At 53.0% G+C, this 22,752-nt stretch carries 17 protein-coding genes and 5 tRNA genes; 19 read left to right on the forward strand and 3 right to left on the reverse strand.

Going from position 1 to position 22,752, the window contains the following annotated elements; translation table 11 throughout:
* Positions 1 to 30: 30 nt before the first annotated feature.
* From QQF33_RS21060 to dppF, 6 genes are all read left to right on the forward strand, one after another.
* A tRNA-Pro gene (locus QQF33_RS21060) sits at positions 31 to 107 on the forward strand.
* Between the two features lie 758 nt (positions 108 to 865).
* Positions 866 to 2,473: a dipeptide ABC transporter periplasmic-binding protein DppA gene (dppA, locus tag QQF33_RS21065; protein ID WP_282493014.1), complete on the forward strand. Its 1,608-nt coding sequence runs from the start codon at positions 866 to 868 to the stop codon at positions 2,471 to 2,473.
* A gap of 158 nt (positions 2,474 to 2,631) precedes the next feature.
* A complete protein-coding gene (dppB, locus tag QQF33_RS21070; protein ID WP_100778115.1) occupies positions 2,632 to 3,651 on the forward strand; it encodes a dipeptide ABC transporter permease DppB in 1,020 nt (339 codons plus the stop codon).
* A 9-nt stretch (positions 3,652 to 3,660) separates the two neighbouring features.
* Complete coding sequence (gene dppC, locus QQF33_RS21075; RefSeq protein ID WP_285143687.1) at positions 3,661 to 4,563, forward strand: dipeptide ABC transporter permease DppC; 903 nt, start codon at positions 3,661 to 3,663, stop codon at positions 4,561 to 4,563.
* A 10-nt stretch (positions 4,564 to 4,573) separates the two neighbouring features.
* Complete coding sequence (gene dppD, locus QQF33_RS21080) at positions 4,574 to 5,557, forward strand: dipeptide ABC transporter ATP-binding protein (protein WP_285143686.1); 984 nt, start codon at positions 4,574 to 4,576, stop codon at positions 5,555 to 5,557.
* The gene (dppF, locus tag QQF33_RS21085; protein ID WP_282493011.1) at positions 5,554 to 6,567 is read left to right on the forward strand and encodes a dipeptide ABC transporter ATP-binding subunit DppF; all 1,014 of its coding nucleotides are present in this window, start codon (positions 5,554 to 5,556) and stop codon (positions 6,565 to 6,567) included. The genes dppD and dppF overlap by 4 nt, the downstream gene beginning before the upstream one ends.
* 55 nt (positions 6,568 to 6,622) lie before the next feature.
* Here the strand turns inward: dppF and coaA are convergent, their stop codons facing one another.
* Complete coding sequence (gene coaA / locus QQF33_RS21090) at positions 6,623 to 7,573, reverse strand: type I pantothenate kinase (protein ID WP_095280277.1); 951 nt, start codon at positions 7,571 to 7,573, stop codon at positions 6,623 to 6,625.
* A gap of 334 nt (positions 7,574 to 7,907) precedes the next feature.
* Between coaA and QQF33_RS21095 the strand changes: the two genes are divergently transcribed.
* From QQF33_RS21095 to rpoC, 13 genes are all read left to right on the forward strand, one after another.
* A tRNA-Thr gene (locus tag QQF33_RS21095) sits at positions 7,908 to 7,983 on the forward strand.
* An 8-nt stretch (positions 7,984 to 7,991) separates the two neighbouring features.
* Positions 7,992 to 8,076, forward strand: a tRNA-Tyr gene (locus tag QQF33_RS21100).
* A 116-nt stretch (positions 8,077 to 8,192) separates the two neighbouring features.
* Positions 8,193 to 8,267, forward strand: a tRNA-Gly gene (locus tag QQF33_RS21105).
* Between the two features lie 6 nt (positions 8,268 to 8,273).
* A tRNA-Thr gene (locus tag QQF33_RS21110) sits at positions 8,274 to 8,349 on the forward strand.
* 118 nt (positions 8,350 to 8,467) lie between these two features.
* Positions 8,468 to 9,652, forward strand: coding sequence for an elongation factor Tu (gene tuf / locus QQF33_RS21115; RefSeq protein WP_285148659.1), 1,185 nt, complete (start codon positions 8,468 to 8,470; stop codon positions 9,650 to 9,652).
* A gap of 228 nt (positions 9,653 to 9,880) precedes the next feature.
* The gene (secE, locus tag QQF33_RS21120; protein ID WP_003862342.1) at positions 9,881 to 10,264 is read left to right on the forward strand and encodes a preprotein translocase subunit SecE; all 384 of its coding nucleotides are present in this window, start codon (positions 9,881 to 9,883) and stop codon (positions 10,262 to 10,264) included.
* A gap of 1 nt (position 10,265) precedes the next feature.
* Positions 10,266 to 10,811, forward strand: coding sequence for a transcription termination/antitermination protein NusG (nusG, locus tag QQF33_RS21125; RefSeq protein ID WP_125295710.1), 546 nt, complete (start codon positions 10,266 to 10,268; stop codon positions 10,809 to 10,811).
* A 156-nt stretch (positions 10,812 to 10,967) separates the two neighbouring features.
* Positions 10,968 to 11,396 (forward strand): 50S ribosomal protein L11, encoded by a 429-nt coding sequence (gene rplK / locus QQF33_RS21130; RefSeq protein ID WP_004097640.1) that lies wholly within the window; start codon positions 10,968 to 10,970, stop codon positions 11,394 to 11,396.
* A gap of 3 nt (positions 11,397 to 11,399) precedes the next feature.
* Positions 11,400 to 12,104: a 50S ribosomal protein L1 gene (rplA, locus tag QQF33_RS21135; RefSeq protein ID WP_282493098.1), complete on the forward strand. Its 705-nt coding sequence runs from the start codon at positions 11,400 to 11,402 to the stop codon at positions 12,102 to 12,104.
* Between the two features lie 291 nt (positions 12,105 to 12,395).
* The gene (gene rplJ / locus QQF33_RS21140) at positions 12,396 to 12,893 is read left to right on the forward strand and encodes a 50S ribosomal protein L10 (RefSeq protein WP_007704673.1); all 498 of its coding nucleotides are present in this window, start codon (positions 12,396 to 12,398) and stop codon (positions 12,891 to 12,893) included.
* Between the two features lie 66 nt (positions 12,894 to 12,959).
* Positions 12,960 to 13,325, forward strand: coding sequence for a 50S ribosomal protein L7/L12 (gene rplL / locus QQF33_RS21145; RefSeq protein ID WP_095280280.1), 366 nt, complete (start codon positions 12,960 to 12,962; stop codon positions 13,323 to 13,325).
* Positions 13,326 to 13,645: 320 nt separating this feature from the next.
* Positions 13,646 to 17,674, forward strand: a complete 4,029-nt coding sequence (gene rpoB, locus QQF33_RS21150) for a DNA-directed RNA polymerase subunit beta (protein ID WP_285145695.1) — start codon at positions 13,646 to 13,648, stop codon at positions 17,672 to 17,674.
* A gap of 77 nt (positions 17,675 to 17,751) precedes the next feature.
* On the forward strand, positions 17,752 to 21,975 hold the full coding sequence (gene rpoC, locus QQF33_RS21155; RefSeq protein WP_282493096.1) for a DNA-directed RNA polymerase subunit beta': 4,224 nt from the start codon (positions 17,752 to 17,754) through the stop codon (positions 21,973 to 21,975).
* Positions 21,976 to 22,089: 114 nt separating this feature from the next.
* On the opposite strand, the gene QQF33_RS21160 is transcribed toward rpoC, so the two are convergent.
* Positions 22,090 to 22,407 carry a PTS lactose/cellobiose transporter subunit IIA gene (locus tag QQF33_RS21160; RefSeq protein ID WP_282493095.1) on the reverse strand — a complete coding sequence of 106 codons (318 nt, stop codon included), beginning with the start codon at positions 22,405 to 22,407 and terminating at the stop codon, positions 22,090 to 22,092.
* A 3-nt stretch (positions 22,408 to 22,410) separates the two neighbouring features.
* The gene (locus tag QQF33_RS21165) at positions 22,411 to 22,716 is read right to left on the reverse strand and encodes a PTS sugar transporter subunit IIB (protein ID WP_095280284.1); all 306 of its coding nucleotides are present in this window, start codon (positions 22,714 to 22,716) and stop codon (positions 22,411 to 22,413) included.
* Positions 22,717 to 22,752: the final 36 nt, after the last annotated feature.

A 22,752-nucleotide genomic window follows, 5' to 3' on the forward strand; every position in this document is an offset into this window, starting at 1 on the left:
GCACCCCAGCAGTAAGATGCGCTCCGCATTCGGCGAGTAGCGCAGCTTGGTAGCGCAACTGGTTTGGGACCAGTGGGTCGGAGGTTCGAATCCTCTCTCGCCGACCACATTCGAAAAACCTGCTTTTAAAGCAGGTTTTTTTTCGTCTGGAGTTTGTGAGGATGAGAATCTCCGGGGAAGGTTGCTTTAGCAACGGCCCGCAGGGCGAGCCACGTAGTGGCGAGTCATCCTCTCTCGCCGACCAGATTTAAATAAGGGCTAACCGCAAGGTTAGCCCTTTTTGCATTATGGGCTTATCCACGCCGACCGGCCAAAACGCTCCTTATCCCCGCATTCCCCTGCCTGTTAACGATTTTGTGACATAATCCATTGTATTTTTTTATATATGGATTGATTTTTTTTCGCGTTGCTTATGGATAACCTCAGCATTTTCCGCTGTGCGTTTTAACGTTCGTGGCATTTACTGCGCAGATAATCGCCATTCTGTAAGAAAATTTACGCGATCTGAATAAATGTTAATCACTGATTGTTGCGAAATATGAAGAGAGTTGTGCTGCAAGATGAGGAGTAGCATAAATTTCCCTGCTGAAAATAGACGCCTAAAGTTTTTTTAATCTTTGTTTGCCGTTTCTCACCCTCAACGTAAATCCCCGTCACCTGTATTGACGTTTTCACATTCTGTTGACAGATTGTAGGGCACGAGGGGCATTTCAGGGAGGATCTGCGCTGCAACTCCGACGCTCTTCTGAAAGGAATCTCCAACCCTTATCACGCCTTCGGGCATCACCGACCGGACCGGGTAAAAAATAAATAAAGGTCAGGCGGCGTAACACAACAAAGCAAAACATCACATTGGAGCAGAATAATGAGTATTTCCTTGAAGAAGTCAGGGATGCTGAAGCTTGGTCTGAGCCTGGTCGCTCTCACCGTCGCAGCAAGCGTACAGGCAAAAACCCTGGTTTACTGTTCTGAAGGCTCGCCGGAAGGCTTTAACCCACAGCTGTTCACCTCTGGTACCACGTACGACGCAAGCTCCGTACCTATCTATAACCGTCTGGTTGAATTCAAAACCGGTACCACGGAAGTGATTCCGGGTCTGGCTGAGAAGTGGGAAGTCAGCGAAGACGGCAAGACCTATACCTTCCATCTTCGCCAGGGCGTGAAGTGGCAGGACAACAAAGATTTTAAACCGACGCGTGAGCTGACTGCGGATGACGTTGTCTTCTCCTTCGACCGTCAGAAGAACGCACAGAACCCGTACCACAAAGTCTCTGGCGGCAGCTATGAGTACTTCGAAGGGATGGGTCTGCCGGATCTGATCACCGAAGTGAAAAAAGTGGACGACAAAACCGTTCAGTTCGTACTGAGCCGTCCAGAAGCGCCATTCCTGGCTGACCTGGCTATGGACTTCGCCTCTATTCTGTCAAAAGAGTACGCGGACAACATGCTGAAAGCAGGCACCCCGGAAAAAGTGGATCTGAACCCAATCGGTACCGGTCCATTCCAGCTGCAGCAGTACCAGAAAGACTCCCGTATTCTGTACAAAGCGTTCGAAGGTTACTGGGGCACTAAGCCGCAGATCGACCGTCTGGTCTTCTCCATCACGCCTGACGCATCCGTGCGTTACGCCAAACTGCAGAAAAACGAGTGCCAGGTCATGCCGTACCCGAACCCGGCTGACATCGCTCGCATGAAGCAGGACAAAAACATCAACCTGCTGGAGCAGGCGGGCCTGAACGTGGGTTACCTCTCCTTCAACACCGAGAAGAAACCGTTTGATGACGTGAAAGTGCGTCAGGCGCTGACTTACGCGGTGAACAAAGAAGCGATCATCAAAGCCGTTTACCAGGGCGCGGGTGTGGCTGCTAAGAACCTGATCCCACCAACCATGTGGGGCTACAACGACGACGTTAAAGACTACTCCTACGATCCTGAGAAAGCGAAAGCGCTGCTGAAAGAAGCAGGCCAGGATAAAGGCTTTACCGTTGAGCTGTGGGCGATGCCAGTACAGCGTCCATATAACCCGAACGCGCGCCGTATGGCGGAAATGGTTCAGGCTGACTGGGCTAAAGTCGGCGTTCAGGCCAAGATCGTCACTTACGAGTGGGGCGAGTATCTGAAACGCGCCAAAGCAGGTGAGCACCAGGCCGTGATGATGGGCTGGACCGGGGACAATGGGGATCCGGACAATTTCTTCGCCACCCTGTTCAGCTGCGCAGCGGCGAAAGACGGTTCTAATTACTCTCGCTGGTGCTACAAGCCGTTTGAAGACCTGATCCAACCGGCACGTGCGACCGACGATCACAACAAGCGTATTGAACTGTACAAACAGGCTCAGGTAGTGATGCATGACCAGGCTCCGGCGCTGATCGTGGCTCACTCCACCGTTTACGAGCCAGTGCGTAAAGAAGTCAAAGGCTATGTGGTTGATCCGTTGGGCAAACACCACTTCGAAAACGTCTCAATCGAATAATTAAAAATGTAAGGGGTACGTGAGTACCCTAGTGCCCGGCGGCGCTGCGCTTGCGCGGGCCTACGAGAGTAGGCCGGGTAAGCGTAGCGTCACCCGGCAGTTGTGAGCAATACAGACGCACGGTTCCAGGCTGTGAGTCTCTAGAGAGAGTACGGGATATGTTGCAGTTCATCCTCCGACGTCTGGGACTTGTCATCCCCACGTTTATCGGTATCACCCTTCTCACTTTTGCCTTCGTCCATATGATCCCCGGCGACCCGGTAATGATTATGGCGGGTGAGCGTGGTATCTCCCCTGAACGCCATGCGCAGCTGCTGGCCGAACTCGGCCTCGATAAGCCGATGTGGCAGCAGTACCTCCACTATATCTGGGGCGTATTGCACGGTGATTTAGGGATTTCGCTGAAAAGCCGTCTTCCGGTGTGGGACGAGTTTGTGCCGCGTTTTAAAGCGACGCTGGAACTCGGTATCTGCGCCATGATTTTCGCCGTTGCTGTCGGTATTCCCGTCGGTGTACTGGCTGCGGTTAAGCGCGGCTCTATCTTCGATCACACCGCCGTTGGCCTGGCGCTGACCGGTTACTCCATGCCTATCTTCTGGTGGGGCATGATGCTGATCATGCTGGTCTCGGTGCAGCTCAACCTGACGCCGGTCTCCGGGCGCGTGAGCGACATGGTGTTCCTCGATGACTCCAACCCGCTCACCGGCTTTATGCTGATTGATACGGCGATCTGGGGCGAAGAAGGCAACTTCATTGATGCGCTGGCGCACATGATCCTGCCTGCAATGGTGCTCGGGACAATTCCGTTAGCGGTGATCGTGCGTATGACCCGTTCGTCGATGCTGGAAGTGCTGGGTGAGGATTATATCCGTACCGCTCGCGCCAAAGGGCTGACCCGTATGCGCGTCATTATCGTCCATGCCTTGCGTAACGCGATGCTGCCGGTGGTGACCGTTATTGGTCTGCAGGTGGGAACCTTGCTGGCCGGGGCGATCCTGACTGAAACCATCTTCTCCTGGCCGGGCCTGGGACGTTGGCTGATCGACGCGCTGCAGCGCCGTGATTATCCGGTTGTGCAGGGCGGTGTGTTGCTGGTGGCGACGATGATTATCCTCGTCAACCTGCTGGTCGATCTGCTGTACGGCGTGGTGAACCCGCGTATTCGTCATAAGAAGTAAGGGGCCATCATGTCACAAGTTACTCAAAATAAAGCTGTTGCTGCCCCGGTGCCAATGACGCCGCTGCAGGAGTTCTGGCACTACTTCAAACGCAACAAGGGCGCGGTGGTCGGGCTGGTGTATGTCACCATCATGATCATTATTGCCGTGTTTGCGAACTTCCTCGCACCTTTCAACCCGGCGGATCAGTTCCGCGACGTGCTGCTGGCGCCGCCAGCCTGGCAGGATGGCGGCACCCTCACCCATCTGCTCGGTACGGACGACGTGGGCCGCGATGTGCTGTCGCGCCTGATGTACGGTGCGCGTCTGTCGCTGCTGGTGGGCTGTCTGGTGGTGGTGCTGTCGCTGATCCTGGGGGTTATCCTCGGACTGGTGGCGGGCTACTTCGGCGGTCTGGTCGATAACATCATTATGCGTATCGTCGACATCATGCTGGCGCTGCCGAGCCTGCTGCTGGCGCTGGTGCTGGTGGCGGTGTTTGGGCCGTCGATCGGTAACGCAGCACTTGCCCTGACGTTCGTTGCACTCCCGCATTACGTACGATTGACGCGTGCGGCGGTGCTGGTGGAAGTGAACCGCGATTACGTCACCGCTTCACGCGTGGCGGGTGCGGGCGCGCTGCGCCAGATGTTCGTCAATATTCTCCCGAACTGCCTTGCGCCGCTGATTGTTCAGGCGTCGCTCGGTTTCTCTAACGCCATTCTCGATATGGCTGCTCTTGGCTTCCTGGGCATGGGTGCGCAGCCGCCAACACCGGAGTGGGGCACGATGCTCGCCGATGTGTTGCAGTTCGCGCAAAGCGCGTGGTGGGTCGTGACCTTCCCGGGTCTGGCGATCCTCCTGACGGTGCTGGCATTTAACCTGATGGGTGATGGTCTGCGTGATGCACTTGATCCCAAACTGAAGCAGTAAGAGGCACGAGATGGCGTTATTAAATGTAGATAAATTATCGGTGCACTTCGGTGACGTGGGCTCCGAGTTTCGTGCCGTAGACCGTATCAGCTACAGCGTGAATCAGGGTGAAGTGGTCGGTATCGTGGGCGAGTCTGGCTCCGGTAAATCCGTCAGTTCACTGGCGATTATGGGGCTGATTGATTATCCGGGCCGCGTGATGGCGGAAAGCCTGGAGTTTAACGGCCAGGATCTGAAGCGTATCTCCGAGAAGCAGCGCCGCCAGCTGGTGGGCGCTGAAGTGGCGATGATCTTCCAGGACCCGATGACCAGCCTTAACCCGTGCTACACCGTCGGTTTCCAGATTATGGAAGCGATCAAGGTGCATCAGGGCGGCAACAAGAAAACCCGTCGCCAGCGCGCGATCGACCTGCTCACGCAGGTGGGGATCCCTGACCCGGCGTCGCGTCTGGACGTGTATCCGCACCAGCTGTCCGGTGGGATGAGCCAGCGAGTGATGATCGCCATGGCGATTGCCTGTCGGCCAAAACTGCTGATTGCAGATGAACCGACGACGGCGCTGGACGTGACCATTCAGGCGCAGATCATCGAACTGCTGCTTGAGCTGCAGCAAAAAGAGAATATGGCGCTGGTATTGATTACTCACGATCTGGCGCTGGTAGCGGAAGCCGCGCACAAAATCATCGTGATGTATGCCGGACAAGTGGTGGAGGCCGGGAGCTCGCACGATATCTTCCGTGCGCCGCGTCATCCCTATACTCAGGCGCTGCTGCGTGCGCTGCCGGAGTTTGCTCAGGATAAAGCGCGTCTGGCGTCACTGCCTGGCGTCGTTCCTGGCAAATATGACCGCCCGACGGGCTGTCTGCTGAATCCGCGCTGCCCGTATGCCACCGATAAGTGTCGTGCTGAAGAGCCAGAGCTGAATACCCTCCACGATGGCCGTCAGTCGAAATGTCACTACCCACTTGATGATGCCGGGAGGCCAACACTATGAGTACGCAAGAGGCCACCAAACACCAGCACCTGTTGCAGGCCATCGATCTGAAAAAACACTACCCGGTGAAGAAGGGGATTTTTGCCCCGGAACGCCTGGTAAAAGCGCTGGATGGGGTGTCGTTTACCCTTGAGCGCGGCAAAACGCTGGCCGTGGTGGGGGAATCTGGCTGTGGGAAATCCACACTGGGTCGTCTGCTGACGATGATTGAAACCCCAACCGGCGGCGAGCTGTACTATCAGGGCCAGGATCTGCTCAAGCACGATCCGCAGGCGCAAAAGCTGCGTCGGCAGAAAATCCAGATCGTGTTCCAGAACCCGTACGGTTCTCTGAACCCGCGCAAAAAAGTGGGACAGATTCTGGAAGAGCCGCTGCAGATTAACAGCGATCTCAACAAAGAGCAGCGCCGTGAAAAAGCGCTGGCGATGATGGCGAAAGTGGGGCTCAAAACCGAGCACTACGACCGTTATCCGCACATGTTCTCTGGCGGCCAGCGTCAGCGTATCGCCATTGCCCGTGGCCTGATGCTCGACCCGGATGTGGTGATTGCCGATGAACCGGTCTCTGCGCTCGACGTCTCCGTGCGTGCGCAGGTGCTGAACCTGATGATGGATTTGCAGCAGGATCTGGGGCTGTCGTATGTGTTTATCTCCCACGATCTGTCGGTGGTGGAGCACATCGCCGATGAAGTGATGGTGATGTACCTGGGCCGCTGTGTGGAGAAGGGGACCAAAGACCAGATCTTTAATAATCCTCGTCATCCGTACACCCAGGCGCTGCTCTCTGCCACACCGCGCCTGAACCCGGACGATCGCCGCGAACGTATAAAGCTGACGGGCGAGCTGCCGAGTCCGCTGAACCCGCCACCGGGCTGTGCGTTCAACGCGCGTTGTCGTCGCCGCTTCGGTCCTTGTACTCAGCTGCAGCCGCAGTTGAAAGACTACGGCGGTCAACTGGTGGCCTGCTTTGCGGTCGACCAGGATGAAAACGGTGAAAAACCGCACGCATAACGCGTAAACAAAAAAACCGGCGATTATCGCCGGTTTTTTTATGTCTGCTGACTCGCTATTTGCGCAGGCGAATCTGGTCGACGGCGTGATTTTCACTTTTGGTGAGGATCAGGCTCGCACGTTCGCGCGTCGGCAGGATGTTCTCTTTCAGGTTCACGTAGTTGATCTCATTCCATAGCGACGTCGCCACGTTAACCGCTTCCTCTTCTGAAAGCTGGGCGTAGTTATGGAAGTAAGAGTCCGGGTCGGTAAAGGCCCCTTCGCGGAACTTCAGGAAGCGATTGATATACCAGTTTTGCAGCAGGTCTTCCGGCGCATCGACGTATATAGAGAAGTCGACGAAGTCAGAGACAAACACATGATGCGGGTCATGCGGATAATCCATGCCGCTTTGCAGCACGTTTAACCCTTCGAGGATCAGGATATCCGGCTGGGCCACCGTTTTGTCACCATCCGGGATGCGATCGTAGATCAGATGGGAATAAACCGGAGCTGTGACGTTCGGCGCGCCGGATTTCAGATCCGACACGAATTTCACCAGACGGTGCATATCATAAGAAAGCGGGAAGCCTTTCTTCTTCATCAGGCCGCGCTCTTTTAACACCTCATTCGGATGCAGGAAGCCGTCTGTCGTAATCAACTCAACGCTACGATGCTCCGGCCAGCGGCTCAGCAGCGCCTGCAGAACACGCGCGGTGGTGCTTTTCCCGACCGCCACGCTGCCCGCGATGCTGATGATATAAGGAATACGTTGGCCGTTGGTGCCAAGGAACTGCTCCAGCACCGCCTGACGACGAAGATTGGAGCTGATATAGAAGTTAAGCAAGCGGGAGAGCGGCAGATAGATCTCGGCAACCTCTTCCAGCGACAGGTCTTCGTTGATCCCTTTTAACCGCGCGATTTCCCCTTCCGTTAAGGTCATGGGGACGGAGTCACGTAAAGCGGCCCACTGGCTGCGGTTAAAGTGTAGATAGGGTGTCATTAACGATTGCTCTTTTTTGCTCATAAGCGTGTTCTGTGAACCCTTTATCTGCGCAGCAACGCCTTCTTGTCGGCAGCGGTTCATCACTTAGTAGTTAAATTTGGACAATGGGCAGGAGGTTAACACCAGATGGCGGGAATAATAAGAAAAAATATAGACAAGTGATGCATTACGCGCAGGGCATCACGCTACGCTATAGGTGGGTTATTTGCGGGGCTTATGCTGAATATTTAAACGCCAATGGGCGAAATATCAGCGTTTTTCCCTTCTGGCGCACAAAATCTGAGCGAAAGAACATTTTATGCAATTTTTTAGTTGCATGACTGCGCATGCCCCCATAGAATGCGCGCTACTTGATGCCGACTTAGCTCAGTAGGTAGAGCAACTGACTTGTAATCAGTAGGTCACCAGTTCGATTCCGGTAGTCGGCACCATCAAGTCCGGTGGGGTTCCCGAGCGGCCAAAGGGAGCAGACTGTAAATCTGCCGTCACAGACTTCGAAGGTTCGAATCCTTCCCCCACCACCACTTTCTGGCAGCGTTATCGCCGCCTGAGCTGGCTAAAACATCAATCAGCTCAAAACATAAAAAGAGAGAAATCTCTTTTTTGTTACAGAAAGAACTGGGTAGCCGAGTTTCAGGATGCGGGCATCGTATAATGGCTATTACCTCAGCCTTCCAAGCTGATGATGCGGGTTCGATTCCCGCTGCCCGCTCCAAGACGTGCTGATATGGCTCAGTTGGTAGAGCGCACCCTTGGTAAGGGTGAGGTCCCCAGTTCGACTCTGGGTATCAGCACCACTTCACTTCTCCTCCCTGTTTCTCTCTGTTTACCTTTAAAAGCATTCAACAGTTCAGGCATATTGCCTGGTTGATGTGGTGATATCACCGATTTATCCGTGTCTTAGAGGGACAATCGATGTCTAAAGAAAAGTTTGAACGTACAAAACCGCACGTTAACGTCGGTACTATCGGCCACGTTGACCATGGTAAAACAACGCTGACCGCTGCAATCACTACCGTTCTGGCTAAAACCTACGGTGGTTCTGCTCGTGCATTCGACCAGATCGATAACGCACCAGAAGAAAAAGCTCGTGGTATCACCATCAACACTTCCCACGTTGAATATGACACCCCGACTCGCCACTACGCACACGTAGACTGCCCGGGCCACGCCGACTATGTTAAAAACATGATCACCGGTGCTGCTCAGATGGATGGCGCAATCCTGGTTGTTGCTGCGACTGACGGCCCTATGCCTCAGACTCGTGAGCACATCCTGCTGGGTCGTCAGGTTGGCGTTCCTTACATCATCGTGTTCCTGAACAAATGCGACATGGTTGATGACGAAGAGCTGCTGGAACTGGTAGAAATGGAAGTTCGTGAACTTCTGTCCCAGTACGACTTCCCAGGTGATGATACTCCAATCATCCGTGGTTCTGCTCTGAAAGCGCTGGAAGGCGAAGCAGAGTGGGAAGCTAAAATCGTTGAGCTGGCTGGCTTCCTGGATTCTTACATCCCAGAACCAGAGCGTGCGATTGACAAGCCGTTCCTGCTGCCTATCGAAGACGTATTCTCCATCTCCGGCCGTGGTACTGTTGTAACCGGTCGTGTAGAGCGCGGTATCGTTAAAGTTGGCGAAGAAGTTGAAATCGTTGGTATCAAAGAGACTGCTAAGTCTACCTGTACTGGCGTTGAAATGTTCCGCAAACTGCTGGACGAAGGCCGTGCTGGTGAGAACGTTGGTGTTCTGCTGCGTGGTATCAAACGTGAAGAAATCGAACGTGGTCAGGTACTGGCTAAGCCAGGCTCTATCAAGCCGCACACCAAATTCGAATCTGAAGTTTACATCCTGTCCAAAGATGAAGGCGGCCGTCATACTCCGTTCTTCAAAGGCTACCGTCCACAGTTCTACTTCCGTACAACTGACGTGACCGGTACCATCGAACTGCCAGAAGGCGTTGAGATGGTAATGCCAGGCGACAACATCAAAATGGTTGTTACCCTGATCCACCCAATCGCGATGGATGACGGTCTGCGTTTCGCAATCCGTGAAGGCGGCCGTACTGTTGGTGCAGGCGTTGTTGCTAAAGTTCTCAGCTAATCGCTGATAACATTTGACGCAATGCGCAATAAAAGGGCATCATTTGATGCCCTTTTTGCACGCTTTCGAACCAGAACCTGGCTCATCAGTGATTTTATTTGTCATAATCATTGCTGAGACAGGCTCTGTAGAGGGCGTTTAGTCCGAGAAGCGTTTGTTTTTTCGGGTTGGATCGCCTCGCTAATGCGGGGTGAAATTGTTTGTAGAATACTTCTGACAGGTTGGTTTATGAGTGCGAATACCGAAGCTCAAGGGAGCGGTCGCGGCCTGGAAGCGATGAAGTGGGTAGTTGTTGCCGTGCTGCTGATTGTGGCTATTGTAGGTAACTACCTTTATCGTGACATGATGCTGCCGTTGCGTGCGCTGGCCGTAGTAATTCTTATTGCTGCAGCGGGTGGTGTCGCGCTGTTGACGACAAAAGGTAAAGCAACCGTTGCTTTTGCCCGCGAAGCGCGAACCGAAGTTCGCAAGGTCATTTGGCCGACTCGCCAGGAAACATTGCACACCACGCTGATTGTGGCAGCGGTGACAGCTGTCATGTCACTGATCCTGTGGGGACTGGATGGTATTCTGGTTCGCCTGGTTTCCTTTATCACTGGCCTGAGGTTCTAAGATGTCTGAAGCCCCTAAAAAGCGCTGGTACGTCGTTCAGGCGTTCTCCGGTTTTGAAGGCCGCGTAGCCACTTCGCTGCGTGAGCATATCAAATTACACAATATGGAAGAGTTGTTTGGTGACGTCATGGTTCCGACCGAAGAAGTGGTCGAAATTCGTGGCGGCCAGCGTCGCAAAAGTGAGCGCAAATTCTTCCCGGGTTACGTGCTGGTTCAGATGGTGATGAACGATGCAAGCTGGCACCTGGTGCGCAGCGTCCCGCGCGTAATGGGCTTTATCGGCGGCACGTCCGATCGTCCGGCACCAATCAGCGACAAAGAAGTTGATGCGATTATGAACCGCCTGCAGCAGGTGGGTGATAAGCCGCGTCCTAAAACGCTGTTTGAACCGGGTGAAATGGTTCGTGTTAGCGACGGTCCGTTTGCTGACTTTAACGGTGTGGTGGAAGAAGTGGACTATGAGAAGTCCCGCCTGAAAGTTTCTGTTTCTATCTTCGGTCGTGCGACCCCGGTAGAACTGGACTTTGCCCAGGTAGAAAAAGCCTAAGCAGCCGATCAAAAAAGCGGCGATTTAATCGTTGCACAGGGCGCGAGATTGGAATACAATTTCGCGCCTTTTGTTTTTATGGGTCTCGGCCCGTAAGACGATATTTATCACGGGGAGCCTCCTTGAGGCGCTATAACCCATTTAGAGGATTTTAGAATGGCTAAGAAAGTACAAGCCTACGTTAAGCTGCAGGTTGCAGCTGGTATGGCAAACCCAAGTCCACCGGTTGGTCCAGCTCTGGGTCAGCAGGGTGTTAACATCATGGAATTCTGTAAAGCGTTCAACGCAAAAACTGAATCCCTGGAAAAAGGTTTGCCAATTCCGGTTGTTATTACCGTATACGCTGACCGTTCATTCACTTTCGTTACCAAGACCCCGCCGGCAGCAGTTCTGCTGAAAAAAGCGGCTGGTATCAAGTCTGGTTCCGGTAAGCCGAACAAAGACAAAGTGGGTAAAATTTCCCGCGCTCAGCTGCAGGAAATCGCGCAGACCAAAGCTGCCGACATGACTGGTTCCGACATTGAAGCGATGACTCGCTCCATTGAAGGTACTGCACGTTCCATGGGCCTGGTAGTGGAGGACTAAGAAATGGCTAAACTGACCAAGCGCATGTCCGTAATCCGTGACAAAGTTGATGCGACCAAACAATACGAGATCACCGAAGCTATCGCTCTGCTGAAAGAACTGGCTACCGCTAAGTTCGTTGAAAGCGTTGACGTTGCTGTAAACCTCGGTATCGACGCTCGTAAATCCGATCAGAACGTTCGTGGCGCAACTGTACTGCCACACGGTACTGGCCGTTCCGTACGCGTAGCTGTATTTGCTCAGGGTGCAAACGCTGAAGCTGCTAAAGCTGCCGGCGCTGAACTGGTAGGTATGGAAGATCTGGCTGATCAGATCAAAAAAGGCGAAATGAACTTTGACGTTGTTATTGCTTCCCCGGATGCAATGCGCGTTGTTGGCCAGCTGGGCCAGGTTCTGGGTCCACGCGGCCTGATGCCAAACCCTAAAGTCGGTACTGTAACGCCTAACGTTGCTGAAGCGGTTAAGAACGCTAAAGCAGGTCAGGTTCGTTATCGTAACGACAAAAACGGCATCATCCACACTACCATCGGTAAAGTGGACTTCGACGCTGACAAATTGAAAGAAAACCTGGAATCTCTGCTGGTTGCGCTGAAAAAAGCGAAACCAACTCAGGCGAAAGGCGTGTACATCAAGAAAATTAGCATCTCCACCACTATGGGTGCAGGTGTTGCAGTTGACCAGGCTGGCCTGAGCGCTGCTGCAAACTAATACCTTTACGTGGGCGGTGGATTTGTCTACAATCTTACCCCCACGTTTGCTAACGAAAGTTAGCAGGTAAAAAGATTTGTTCGTTGGAGCCTGGCCTAATCCAGGCCTCCGTCGAAGACCGCAGGTGTCTCGAAAGAGGCTTAATGCCCTGCGTAGACGGTGACAGAACGCTAAGATTATTTCTGATACTCTGGCTTGTTTCTGCTCACCGTATTAAGACGCTCTTTCCGTTGGGAAGAGTGAAGTGAGTTCCGGAACATGAGTTCCGGCAAACATCCAGGAGCAAAGCTAATGGCTTTAAATCTTCAAGACAAACAAGCGATTGTTGCTGAAGTCAGCGAAGTAGCCAAAGGCGCGCTGTCTGCAGTAGTTGCGGATTCCCGCGGCGTAACTGTAGACAAAATGACTGAACTGCGTAAAGCAGGTCGCGAAGCCGGCGTATACATGCGTGTTGTTCGTAACACCCTGCTGCGCCGTGTTGTTGAAGGTACTCAGTTCGAGTGCCTGAAAGACGCGTTCGTTGGTCCGACCCTGATTGCATATTCTATGGAACACCCGGGCGCAGCTGCTCGTCTGTTCAAAGATTTCGCGAAAGCGAATGCAAAATTTGAGGTCAAAGCCGCAGCCTTTGAAGGTGAGTTGATCCCGGCATCGCAAATCGATCGCCTGGCAACCCTGCCGACCTACGAAGAAGCAATTGCACGCCTGATGGCAACCATGAAAGAAGCTTCGGCTGGCAAACTGGTTCGCACTCTGGCTGCTGTTCGCGATGCAAAAGAAGCTGCTTAATAGCCGTTTTCTTTATCAAGCATTCGCTTACGTATAAACTTATTCTGATTTTCAGGAACAATTTAAATGTCTATCACTAAAGATCAAATCATTGAAGCAGTTGCAGCTATGTCCGTAATGGACGTTGTAGAACTGATTTCTGCAATGGAAGAAAAATTCGGTGTTTCCGCTGCTGCTGCTGTAGCTGTAGCTGCTGGCCCGGCTGAAGCTGCTGAAGAAAAAACTGAATTCGACGTAATTCTGAAAGCTGCTGGCGCTAACAAAGTTGCTGTAATCAAAGCAGTACGTAGCGCAACTGGCCTGGGTCTGAAAGAAGCTAAAGACCTGGTAGAATCTGCTCCAGCCGCTCTGAAAGAAGGCGTGAGCAAAGATGACGCAGAAGCACTGAAAAAATCTCTGGAAGAAGCTGGCGCAGAAGTTGAAGTTAAATAAGCCAACCTTTCCGGTTGCAGCCTGAGAAATTAGGCTGATGGCTGGTGACTTTTTAGTCACCAGCCTTTTTGCGCTGTAAGGCGCCAGTAGCATTTCACACTGTTTGACTGCTGGTTGTCCTGACAATGCTTGTTTCTATCGACGCCTTAATATACTGCGACAGGGTGCTCGCTCTGTGTAAATCGCAACGAAATGGTTTAAGCGTGATAGCAACAGGTATTGCGGAAAGTATTCAATTTTCCGATCAACAAAACGGTGTTGCACAAACTGTCCCTTCGTCGGACAGATGGGTCGACTTGTCAGCGAGCTGAGGAACCCTAATGGTTTACTCCTATACCGAGAAAAAACGTATTCGTAAGGATTTTGGTAAACGTCCACAAGTTCTGGATATACCTTATCTCCTTTCTATCCAGCTTGACTCGTTCCAGAAGTTTATCGAGCAAGATCCTGAAGGGCAGTATGGTCTGGAAGCAGCCTTCCGTTCCGTATTCCCAATCAAAAGCTATAGCGGTAATTCTGAGCTGCAGTACGTCAGCTACCGCCTTGGCGAACCGGTATTTGACGTTCAGGAATGTCAGATCCGTGGTGTGACCTATTCCGCACCGCTGCGCGTCAAACTGCGTCTGGTTGTCTATGAGCGCGAAGCGCCAGAAGGCACCGTTAAAGACATTAAAGAACAAGAAGTCTACATGGGTGAAATTCCACTCATGACGGACAACGGTACTTTTGTCATCAACGGTACAGAGCGTGTTATCGTTTCCCAGCTGCATCGTAGCCCGGGCGTCTTCTTCGACAGCGATAAAGGTAAAACACACTCTTCCGGTAAAGTACTGTATAACGCGCGTATCATTCCTTACCGTGGTTCATGGCTGGACTTCGAGTTCGATCCGAAAGACAACCTGTTTGTCCGTATCGACCGTCGTCGTAAACTGCCAGCGACCATCATTCTGCGTGCGCTGCAATACACCACTGAGCAGATCCTTGACCTGTTCTTCGAGAAAGTGATCTTTGAGATCCGCGACAACAAGCTGCAAATGGAGCTGCTGCCGGAACGTCTGCGTGGTGAGACCGCGTCGTTCGACATCGAATCCGACGGCAAAGTGTACGTGGAAAAAGGTCGCCGTATCACTGCGCGCCATATCCGCCAGCTGGAAAAAGATGAAATCAAACACATCGAAGTTCCGGTTGAATACATCGCGGGCAAAGTGGCAGCAAAAGATTACGTTGATGCATCTACTGGCGAACTGATCTGCCCGGCTAACATGGAGCTGAGCTTGGATCTGTTGGCTAAGCTGAGCCAGTCTGGCCACAAACGTATCGAAACGCTGTTCACCAACGATCTGGACCACGGTCCGTACATCTCTGAGACTGTACGCGTCGACCCAACGACCGATCGTCTGAGCGCACTGGTAGAAATCTACCGCATGATGCGTCCTGGTGAGCCACCAACTCGTGAAGCGGCTGAAAGCCTGTTCGAGAACCTGTTCTTCTCCGAAGACCGCTACGATCTGTCTGCGGTTGGTCGTATGAAGTTCAACCGTTCTCTGCTGCGTGACGCGATCGAAGGTTCCGGTATCCTGAGCAAAGAAGACATCATCGAAGTGATGAAAAAGCTCATTGATATCCGTAACGGCAAAGGCGAAGTGGATGATATCGACCACCTCGGCAACCGTCGTATCCGTTCCGTAGGCGAAATGGCGGAAAACCAGTTCCGCGTTGGCCTGGTACGTGTTGAGCGTGCGGTGAAAGAGCGTCTGTCTCTGGGCGATCTGGATACCCTGATGCCTCAGGATATGATCAACGCCAAGCCAATTTCTGCCGCAGTGAAAGAGTTCTTTGGTTCCAGCCAGCTGTCTCAGTTCATGGACCAGAACAACCCACTGTCCGAGATTACGCACAAACGTCGTATCTCTGCACTCGGCCCAGGCGGTCTGACCCGTGAACGTGCAGGCTTTGAAGTTCGAGACGTACACCCGACTCACTACGGTCGCGTATGTCCAATCGAAACGCCTGAAGGTCCAAACATCGGTCTGATCAACTCCCTGTCCGTGTACGCACAGACTAACGAATACGGTTTCCTTGAGACTCCGTACCGTAAAGTGACTGACGGTGTTGTCACCGACGAAATTCATTACCTGTCTGCTATCGAAGAAGGTAACTACGTCATCGCTCAGGCGAACACCAACCTGGACGAAGAAGGTCGTTTCGTTGACGATCTGGTTACCTGCCGTAGCAAAGGCGAATCCAGCCTGTTCAGCAATGATCAGGTGGACTACATGGACGTTTCCACTCAGCAGATCGTCTCTGTTGGTGCGTCCCTGATTCCATTCCTGGAACACGATGACGCCAACCGTGCATTGATGGGTGCGAACATGCAACGTCAGGCGGTTCCGACTCTGCGCGCTGATAAGCCGCTGGTTGGTACCGGTATGGAACGTGCTGTTGCCGTTGACTCCGGTGTAACCGCAGTTGCTAAACGTGGCGGTACTGTTCAGTACGTTGATGCTTCCCGTATCGTTATCAAAGTTAACGAAGACGAGATGTATCCGGGCGAAGCAGGCATCGACATCTATAACCTGACGAAGTACACCCGTTCTAACCAGAACACCTGCATCAACCAGATGCCGTGTGTCTCCCTGGGTGAGCCGGTTGAGCGCGGCGACGTGCTGGCAGATGGTCCGTCTACCGATCTCGGTGAGCTGGCACTCGGTCAGAACATGCGCGTAGCGTTCATGCCGTGGAACGGTTACAACTTCGAAGACTCCATCCTCGTTTCCGAGCGTGTGGTTCAGGAAGATCGTTTCACCACGATTCACATTCAGGAACTGGCATGTGTGTCCCGTGACACCAAGCTGGGGCCAGAAGAGATCACCGCTGACATCCCGAACGTGGGTGAAGCTGCGCTCTCTAAACTTGATGAATCCGGTATCGTTTACATCGGTGCAGAAGTGACCGGCGGCGACATTCTGGTTGGTAAGGTTACGCCGAAAGGTGAAACCCAGCTGACGCCAGAAGAGAAACTGCTGCGTGCGATCTTCGGTGAGAAAGCGTCTGACGTTAAAGACTCTTCTCTGCGTGTACCAAACGGTGTTTCCGGTACGGTTATCGACGTTCAGGTCTTTACTCGCGATGGCGTAGAAAAAGACAAACGTGCGCTCGAAATCGAAGAGATGCAGCTGAAGCAGGCGAAGAAAGACCTGTCTGAAGAATTGCAGATCCTCGAAGCTGGCCTGTTTAGTCGTATCTACGCAGCGCTGGTCTCCGGTGGCATTGAAGCTGAGAAGCTCGACAAGCTGCCGCGCGACCGCTGGCTGGAACTGGGCCTGGCCGACGAAGAGAAACAAAGTCAGCTGGAACAGCTGGCCGAGCAGTACGACGAACTGAAACACGAGTTCGAGAAAAAACTCGAAGCGAAACGCCGCAAAATCACTCAGGGCGACGATCTGGCACCAGGCGTGCTGAAGATTGTTAAGGTTTATCTGGCCGTTAAACGTCAGATTCAGCCTGGTGATAAAATGGCAGGTCGTCACGGTAACAAAGGTGTTATCTCCAAGATCAACCCGATCGAAGATATGCCTCACGATGCTAACGGTACGCCGGTAGATATCGTGCTGAACCCACTGGGTGTACCGTCTCGTATGAACATTGGTCAGATCCTCGAAACTCACCTGGGTATGGCTGCGAAAGGTATCGGCGAGAAAATCAACGCCATGCTGAAGCAGCAGGAAGAAGTCGCGAAACTGCGCGAATTCATCCAGCGTGCGTACGATCTGGGCACTGATGTTCGTCAGAAAGTTGACCTGAACACCTTCAGCGATGACGAAGTTCTGCGTCTGGCTGAGAACCTGAAAAAAGGTATGCCGATCGCAACACCGGTCTTCGATGGTGCGAAAGAGTCTGAAATCAAGGAACTGTTACAGCTGGGTGGCCTGCCGACTTCCGGTCAGATCACACTGTTCGACGGTCGTACCGGTGAGCAATTCGAGCGCCAGGTTACCGTTGGCTACATGTACATGCTGAAACTGAACCACCTGGTTGATGACAAGATGCATGCGCGTTCTACCGGTTCTTACAGCCTGGTTACTCAGCAGCCGCTGGGTGGTAAGGCACAGTTCGGTGGTCAGCGCTTCGGTGAGATGGAAGTGTGGGCGCTTGAAGCATATGGCGCGGCATACACCCTGCAGGAAATGCTTACCGTTAAGTCTGATGACGTGAACGGCCGTACGAAGATGTATAAAAACATCGTCGACGGTAACCATCAGATGGAACCGGGCATGCCGGAATCCTTCAACGTACTGTTGAAAGAGATCCGTTCCCTGGGTATCAACATCGAGCTGGAAGACGAGTAACTCTCGCTCAAACAGGTCACTGGTGCCGGATTAATAACCCGGCACCAGATTGTGCTAACTCCGACGGGAGCAAATCCGTGAAAGACTTATTAAAGTTTCTGAAAGCGCAAACTAAAACCGAAGAGTTTGATGCGATCAAAATTGCTCTGGCCTCGCCAGACATGATCCGTTCATGGTCTTTCGGTGAAGTTAAGAAGCCGGAAACCATCAACTACCGTACGTTCAAACCTGAGCGTGACGGCCTTTTCTGTGCGCGTATTTTCGGGCCAGTAAAAGATTACGAGTGCCTGTGCGGTAAGTACAAGCGCCTGAAACACCGTGGTGTGATCTGTGAGAAGTGCGGCGTTGAAGTGACCCAGACCAAAGTGCGCCGTGAGCGCATGGGCCACATCGAGCTGGCGTCTCCGACTGCTCACATCTGGTTCCTGAAATCTCTGCCGTCCCGTATCGGCCTGCTGCTGGATATGCCGCTGCGCGATATCGAACGTGTTCTGTACTTCGAATCTTATGTGGTTATCGAAGGCGGGATGACGAATCTGGAACGTAACCAGATTCTGACCGAAGAACAGTATCTGGACGCGCTGGAAGAGTTCGGTGACGAATTCGACGCAAAAATGGGTGCGGAAGCTATCCAGGCCCTGCTGAAAAGCATGGATCTGGAGCAAGAGTGCGAGCAGCTGCGTGAAGAGCTGAACGAAACCAACTCCGAAACCAAGCGTAAGAAGCTGACCAAGCGTATCAAACTGCTGGAAGCGTTCGTTCAGTCTGGTAACAAACCAGAGTGGATGATCCTGACCGTTCTGCCGGTTCTGCCGCCAGATCTGCGTCCGCTGGTTCCGCTGGATGGTGGTCGTTTCGCAACGTCCGACCTGAACGATCTGTATCGTCGCGTGATCAACCGTAACAACCGTCTGAAACGACTGTTGGATCTGGCTGCGCCTGACATCATCGTACGTAACGAAAAACGTATGCTGCAGGAAGCGGTCGACGCCCTGCTGGATAACGGTCGTCGCGGTCGTGCGATCACCGGTTCTAATAAACGTCCTCTGAAATCTTTGGCCGATATGATCAAAGGTAAACAGGGTCGTTTCCGTCAGAACCTGCTCGGTAAGCGTGTTGACTACTCCGGTCGTTCTGTAATCACCGTAGGTCCATACCTGCGTCTGCATCAGTGCGGTCTGCCGAAGAAAATGGCACTAGAACTGTTCAAACCGTTCATCTACGGCAAGCTGGAACTGCGTGGCCTCGCCACCACCATCAAAGCCGCTAAGAAAATGGTTGAGCGCGAAGAAGCTGTCGTTTGGGATATCCTGGACGAAGTGATCCGCGAACACCCGGTACTGCTGAACCGTGCACCAACTCTGCACCGTTTGGGTATCCAGGCGTTTGAACCTGTTCTGATCGAAGGTAAAGCAATTCAGCTGCACCCGCTGGTTTGTGCGGCATATAACGCCGACTTCGATGGTGACCAGATGGCTGTTCACGTACCGCTGACGCTGGAAGCCCAGCTCGAAGCGCGTGCGCTGATGATGTCTACCAACAACATCCTGTCACCTGCGAACGGCGAGCCAATCATCGTTCCTTCTCAGGACGTTGTATTGGGTCTGTACTACATGACCCGTGACTGTGTTAACGCCAAAGGCGAAGGCATGGTGCTGACTGGCCCTAAAGAAGCTGAGCGTATTTACCGCGCTGGCCTGGCCTCTCTGCATGCGCGCGTTAAAGTGCGTATCACTGAATACGAAAAAGATGCTAATGGCGAATTCGTTGCGAAAACCAGCATTATCGACACCACCGTAGGTCGTGCGATTCTGTGGATGATCGTGCCGAAAGGTCTGCCTTTCTCCATCGTCAACCAGGCGCTGGGCAAGAAAGCGATCTCCAAAATGCTGAACACCTGTTACCGCATTTTGGGTCTGAAACCGACCGTTATCTTCGCTGACCAGACGATGTACACCGGCTTTGCATATGCAGCGCGTTCAGGTGCATCTGTTGGTATCGATGACATGGTGATCCCACAGAAGAAATACGAGATCATCAGCGAAGCAGAAGCCGAAGTTGCCGAAATCCAGGAGCAGTTCCAGTCTGGTCTGGTTACCGCGGGCGAACGCTACAACAAAGTTATCGATATCTGGGCTGCGGCGAACGATCGCGTTTCCAAAGCGATGATGGACAACCTGCAAACTGAAACCGTCATTAACCGTGAAGGTAAAGAAGAGCAGCAGGTTTCCTTCAACAGCATCTACATGATGGCCGACTCCGGTGCGCGTGGTTCCGCAGCACAGATTCGTCAGTTGGCAGGTATGCGTGGTCTGATGGCGAAACCAGATGGTTCCATCATTGAGACGCCAATCACCGCGAACTTCCGTGAAGGTCTGAACGTACTCCAGTACTTCATCTCCACGCACGGTGCTCGTAAAGGTCTGGCGGATACCGCACTGAAAACAGCTAACTCCGGTTATCTGACGCGTCGTCTGGTTGACGTTGCGCAGGATCTGGTGGTGACCGAAGACGATTGTGGCACCCTCGAAGGTATCACCATGACCCCGGTTATCGAGGGTGGTGATGTTAAAGAGCCACTGCGCGATCGCGTTCTGGGTCGTGTGACTGCTGAAGACATTCTGAAGCCAGGTACCGCAGACATTCTGGTTCCACGCAACACTCTGCTGCACGAACAGTGGTGTGACCTGCTGGAAGAGAACTCTGTTGACTCCGTGAAAGTGCGCTCCGTCGTATCTTGTGACACCGACTTTGGTGTGTGTGCCCACTGCTATGGTCGTGACCTGGCGCGTGGCCACATCATCAACAAAGGTGAAGCAATCGGCGTTATCGCGGCACAGTCCATCGGTGAGCCGGGTACACAGCTGACGATGCGTACGTTCCACATCGGTGGTGCGGCATCTCGTGCGGCTGCTGAATCCAGCATTCAGGTGAAAAACAAGGGTAGCATCAAGCTGTCTAACGCCAAGTCGGTTATTAACTCCGCTGGCAAGCTGGTTGTGACCTCGCGTAACACCGAGCTGAAGCTGATCGACGAATTCGGTCGTACCAAAGAAAGCTATAAAGTCCCTTACGGTGCTGTGATGGCGAAAGGCGATGGCGAGCAGGTTGCTGGCGGCGAGACCGTAGCAAACTGGGATCCACACACCATGCCGGTTATCACCGAAGTGGCAGGTTTCATTCGCTTCACCGATATGATCGATGGCCAGACGATTACTCGTCAGACCGACGAGCTGACCGGTCTCTCCTCTCTGGTGGTTCTGGATTCTGCAGAACGTACCGCGGGTGGTAAAGATCTGCGTCCGGCACTGAAAATCGTTGATGCCAACGGTAACGACGTTCTGATCCCAGGTACCGATATGCCTGCTCAGTACTTCCTGCCAGGTAAAGCGATTGTACAGCTGGAAGATGGTATTCAGATCAGTGCGGGTGACGCCCTGGCGCGTATTCCTCAGGAATCCAGCGGTACCAAGGACATCACCGGTGGTCTGCCACGCGTTGCTGACCTGTTCGAAGCACGTCGTCCGAAAGAGCCAGCTATCCTTGCGGAAATCAGCGGCATCATTTCCTTCGGTAAAGAAACCAAAGGGAAACGTCGTCTGGTTATCACTCCGTTAGACGGTAGCGAGCCATACGAAGAGATGATTCCTAAGTGGCGTCAGCTCAACGTGTTCGAAGGCGAACGTGTAGAACGTGGTGACGTGGTTTCCGATGGTCCAGAAGCGCCGCACGACATTCTGCGTCTTCGTGGTGTTCACGCGGTTACGCGTTACATCACCAACGAAGTACAGGACGTTTACCGTCTGCAAGGCGTTAAGATTAACGATAAACACATCGAAGTTATCGTTCGTCAGATGCTGCGTAAAGCAACCATCGATAGCGCTGGCAGCTCGGACTTCCTGGAAGGCGAGCAGGTGGAATACTCCCGCGTCAAGATTGCGAACCGCGATCTGGAAGCGAACGGCAAAGTGGCGGCGCTGTACTCCCGCGACCTGCTGGGTATCACCAAAGCGTCTCTGGCAACCGAGTCCTTCATCTCTGCAGCATCCTTCCAGGAGACCACGCGTGTCCTGACCGAAGCAGCTGTTGCAGGTAAACGTGATGAACTGCGCGGTCTGAAAGAGAACGTCATCGTGGGTCGTCTGATCCCGGCTGGTACCGGTTATGCTTACCACCAGGATCGTATGCGTCGTCGTGCTGCGGGCGAACTGCCAGCGGCACCTCAGGTCACTGCGGAAGATGCTTCTGCAAGCCTGGCAGAACTGCTGAACGCAGGTCTGGGCGGCTCTGACAACGATTAATCGTTGATGCCCGGCGGTGAAAATTGCCGGGTAACGGAGCGTAGGTCGGGTAAGCGTAGCGCCACCCGACAACAAAAAACCCGCCTCGGCGGGTTTTTTTACGTCTGTATTTATTCAGTTCAGCAGCGGTAAGCGACGATAAAGTTCGATCATATCGCCCGCCAGATCCTGAATCACCATCGCGTTCATCAGGTGGTCCTGGGAGTGGACGGTAATCAGATTCACCGGGAGTTTGCCTGTGCCTTCATCAAGGCCAATCAGCTGCGTCTGAATGGTGTGCGCATGCTTCACGTATTCACGCGACTCTTCCATCGCCTGTTCGGCGCCCGCGAAATCCCCTTTACGTGCCAGTTGCAGAGCGGTTAAAGCAGCGCTGCGCGCCGCGCCCGCGTTTACCAGCAACTCCATGATGGTCGTTTCTAAATCTTCCATGTCTTACTCCAGCAGTTTGAGGGCTTTTTCAAGAACGACATCGCCTTTCATCATGCCGTAATCCATCATGTCGATCACCGCGACTTTTTTGCCCAGCGGTTCGGCCTGAGCCTGAAGTTTTGCCAGTTCGTATTTAACCTGTGGCCCCAGTAATACGATGTCGGCGGTAGCAATATTGTCTTTAAATTCAGCAACCGGAACGGCTTTGATGGTCACTTCAACGCCTTTTTTATCTGCGGCGTCTTTCATGCGTTGAACCAGCATGCTGGTAGACATACCCGCCGCACAGCATAAAACGATGTTCTTCATAGTCAGCCTCGATGTACATGTGTTTCTTGATAATTA

The organism is Lelliottia wanjuensis, assembly GCF_030238365.1.
Lineage (GTDB): Bacteria > Pseudomonadota > Gammaproteobacteria > Enterobacterales > Enterobacteriaceae > Enterobacter > Enterobacter wanjuensis.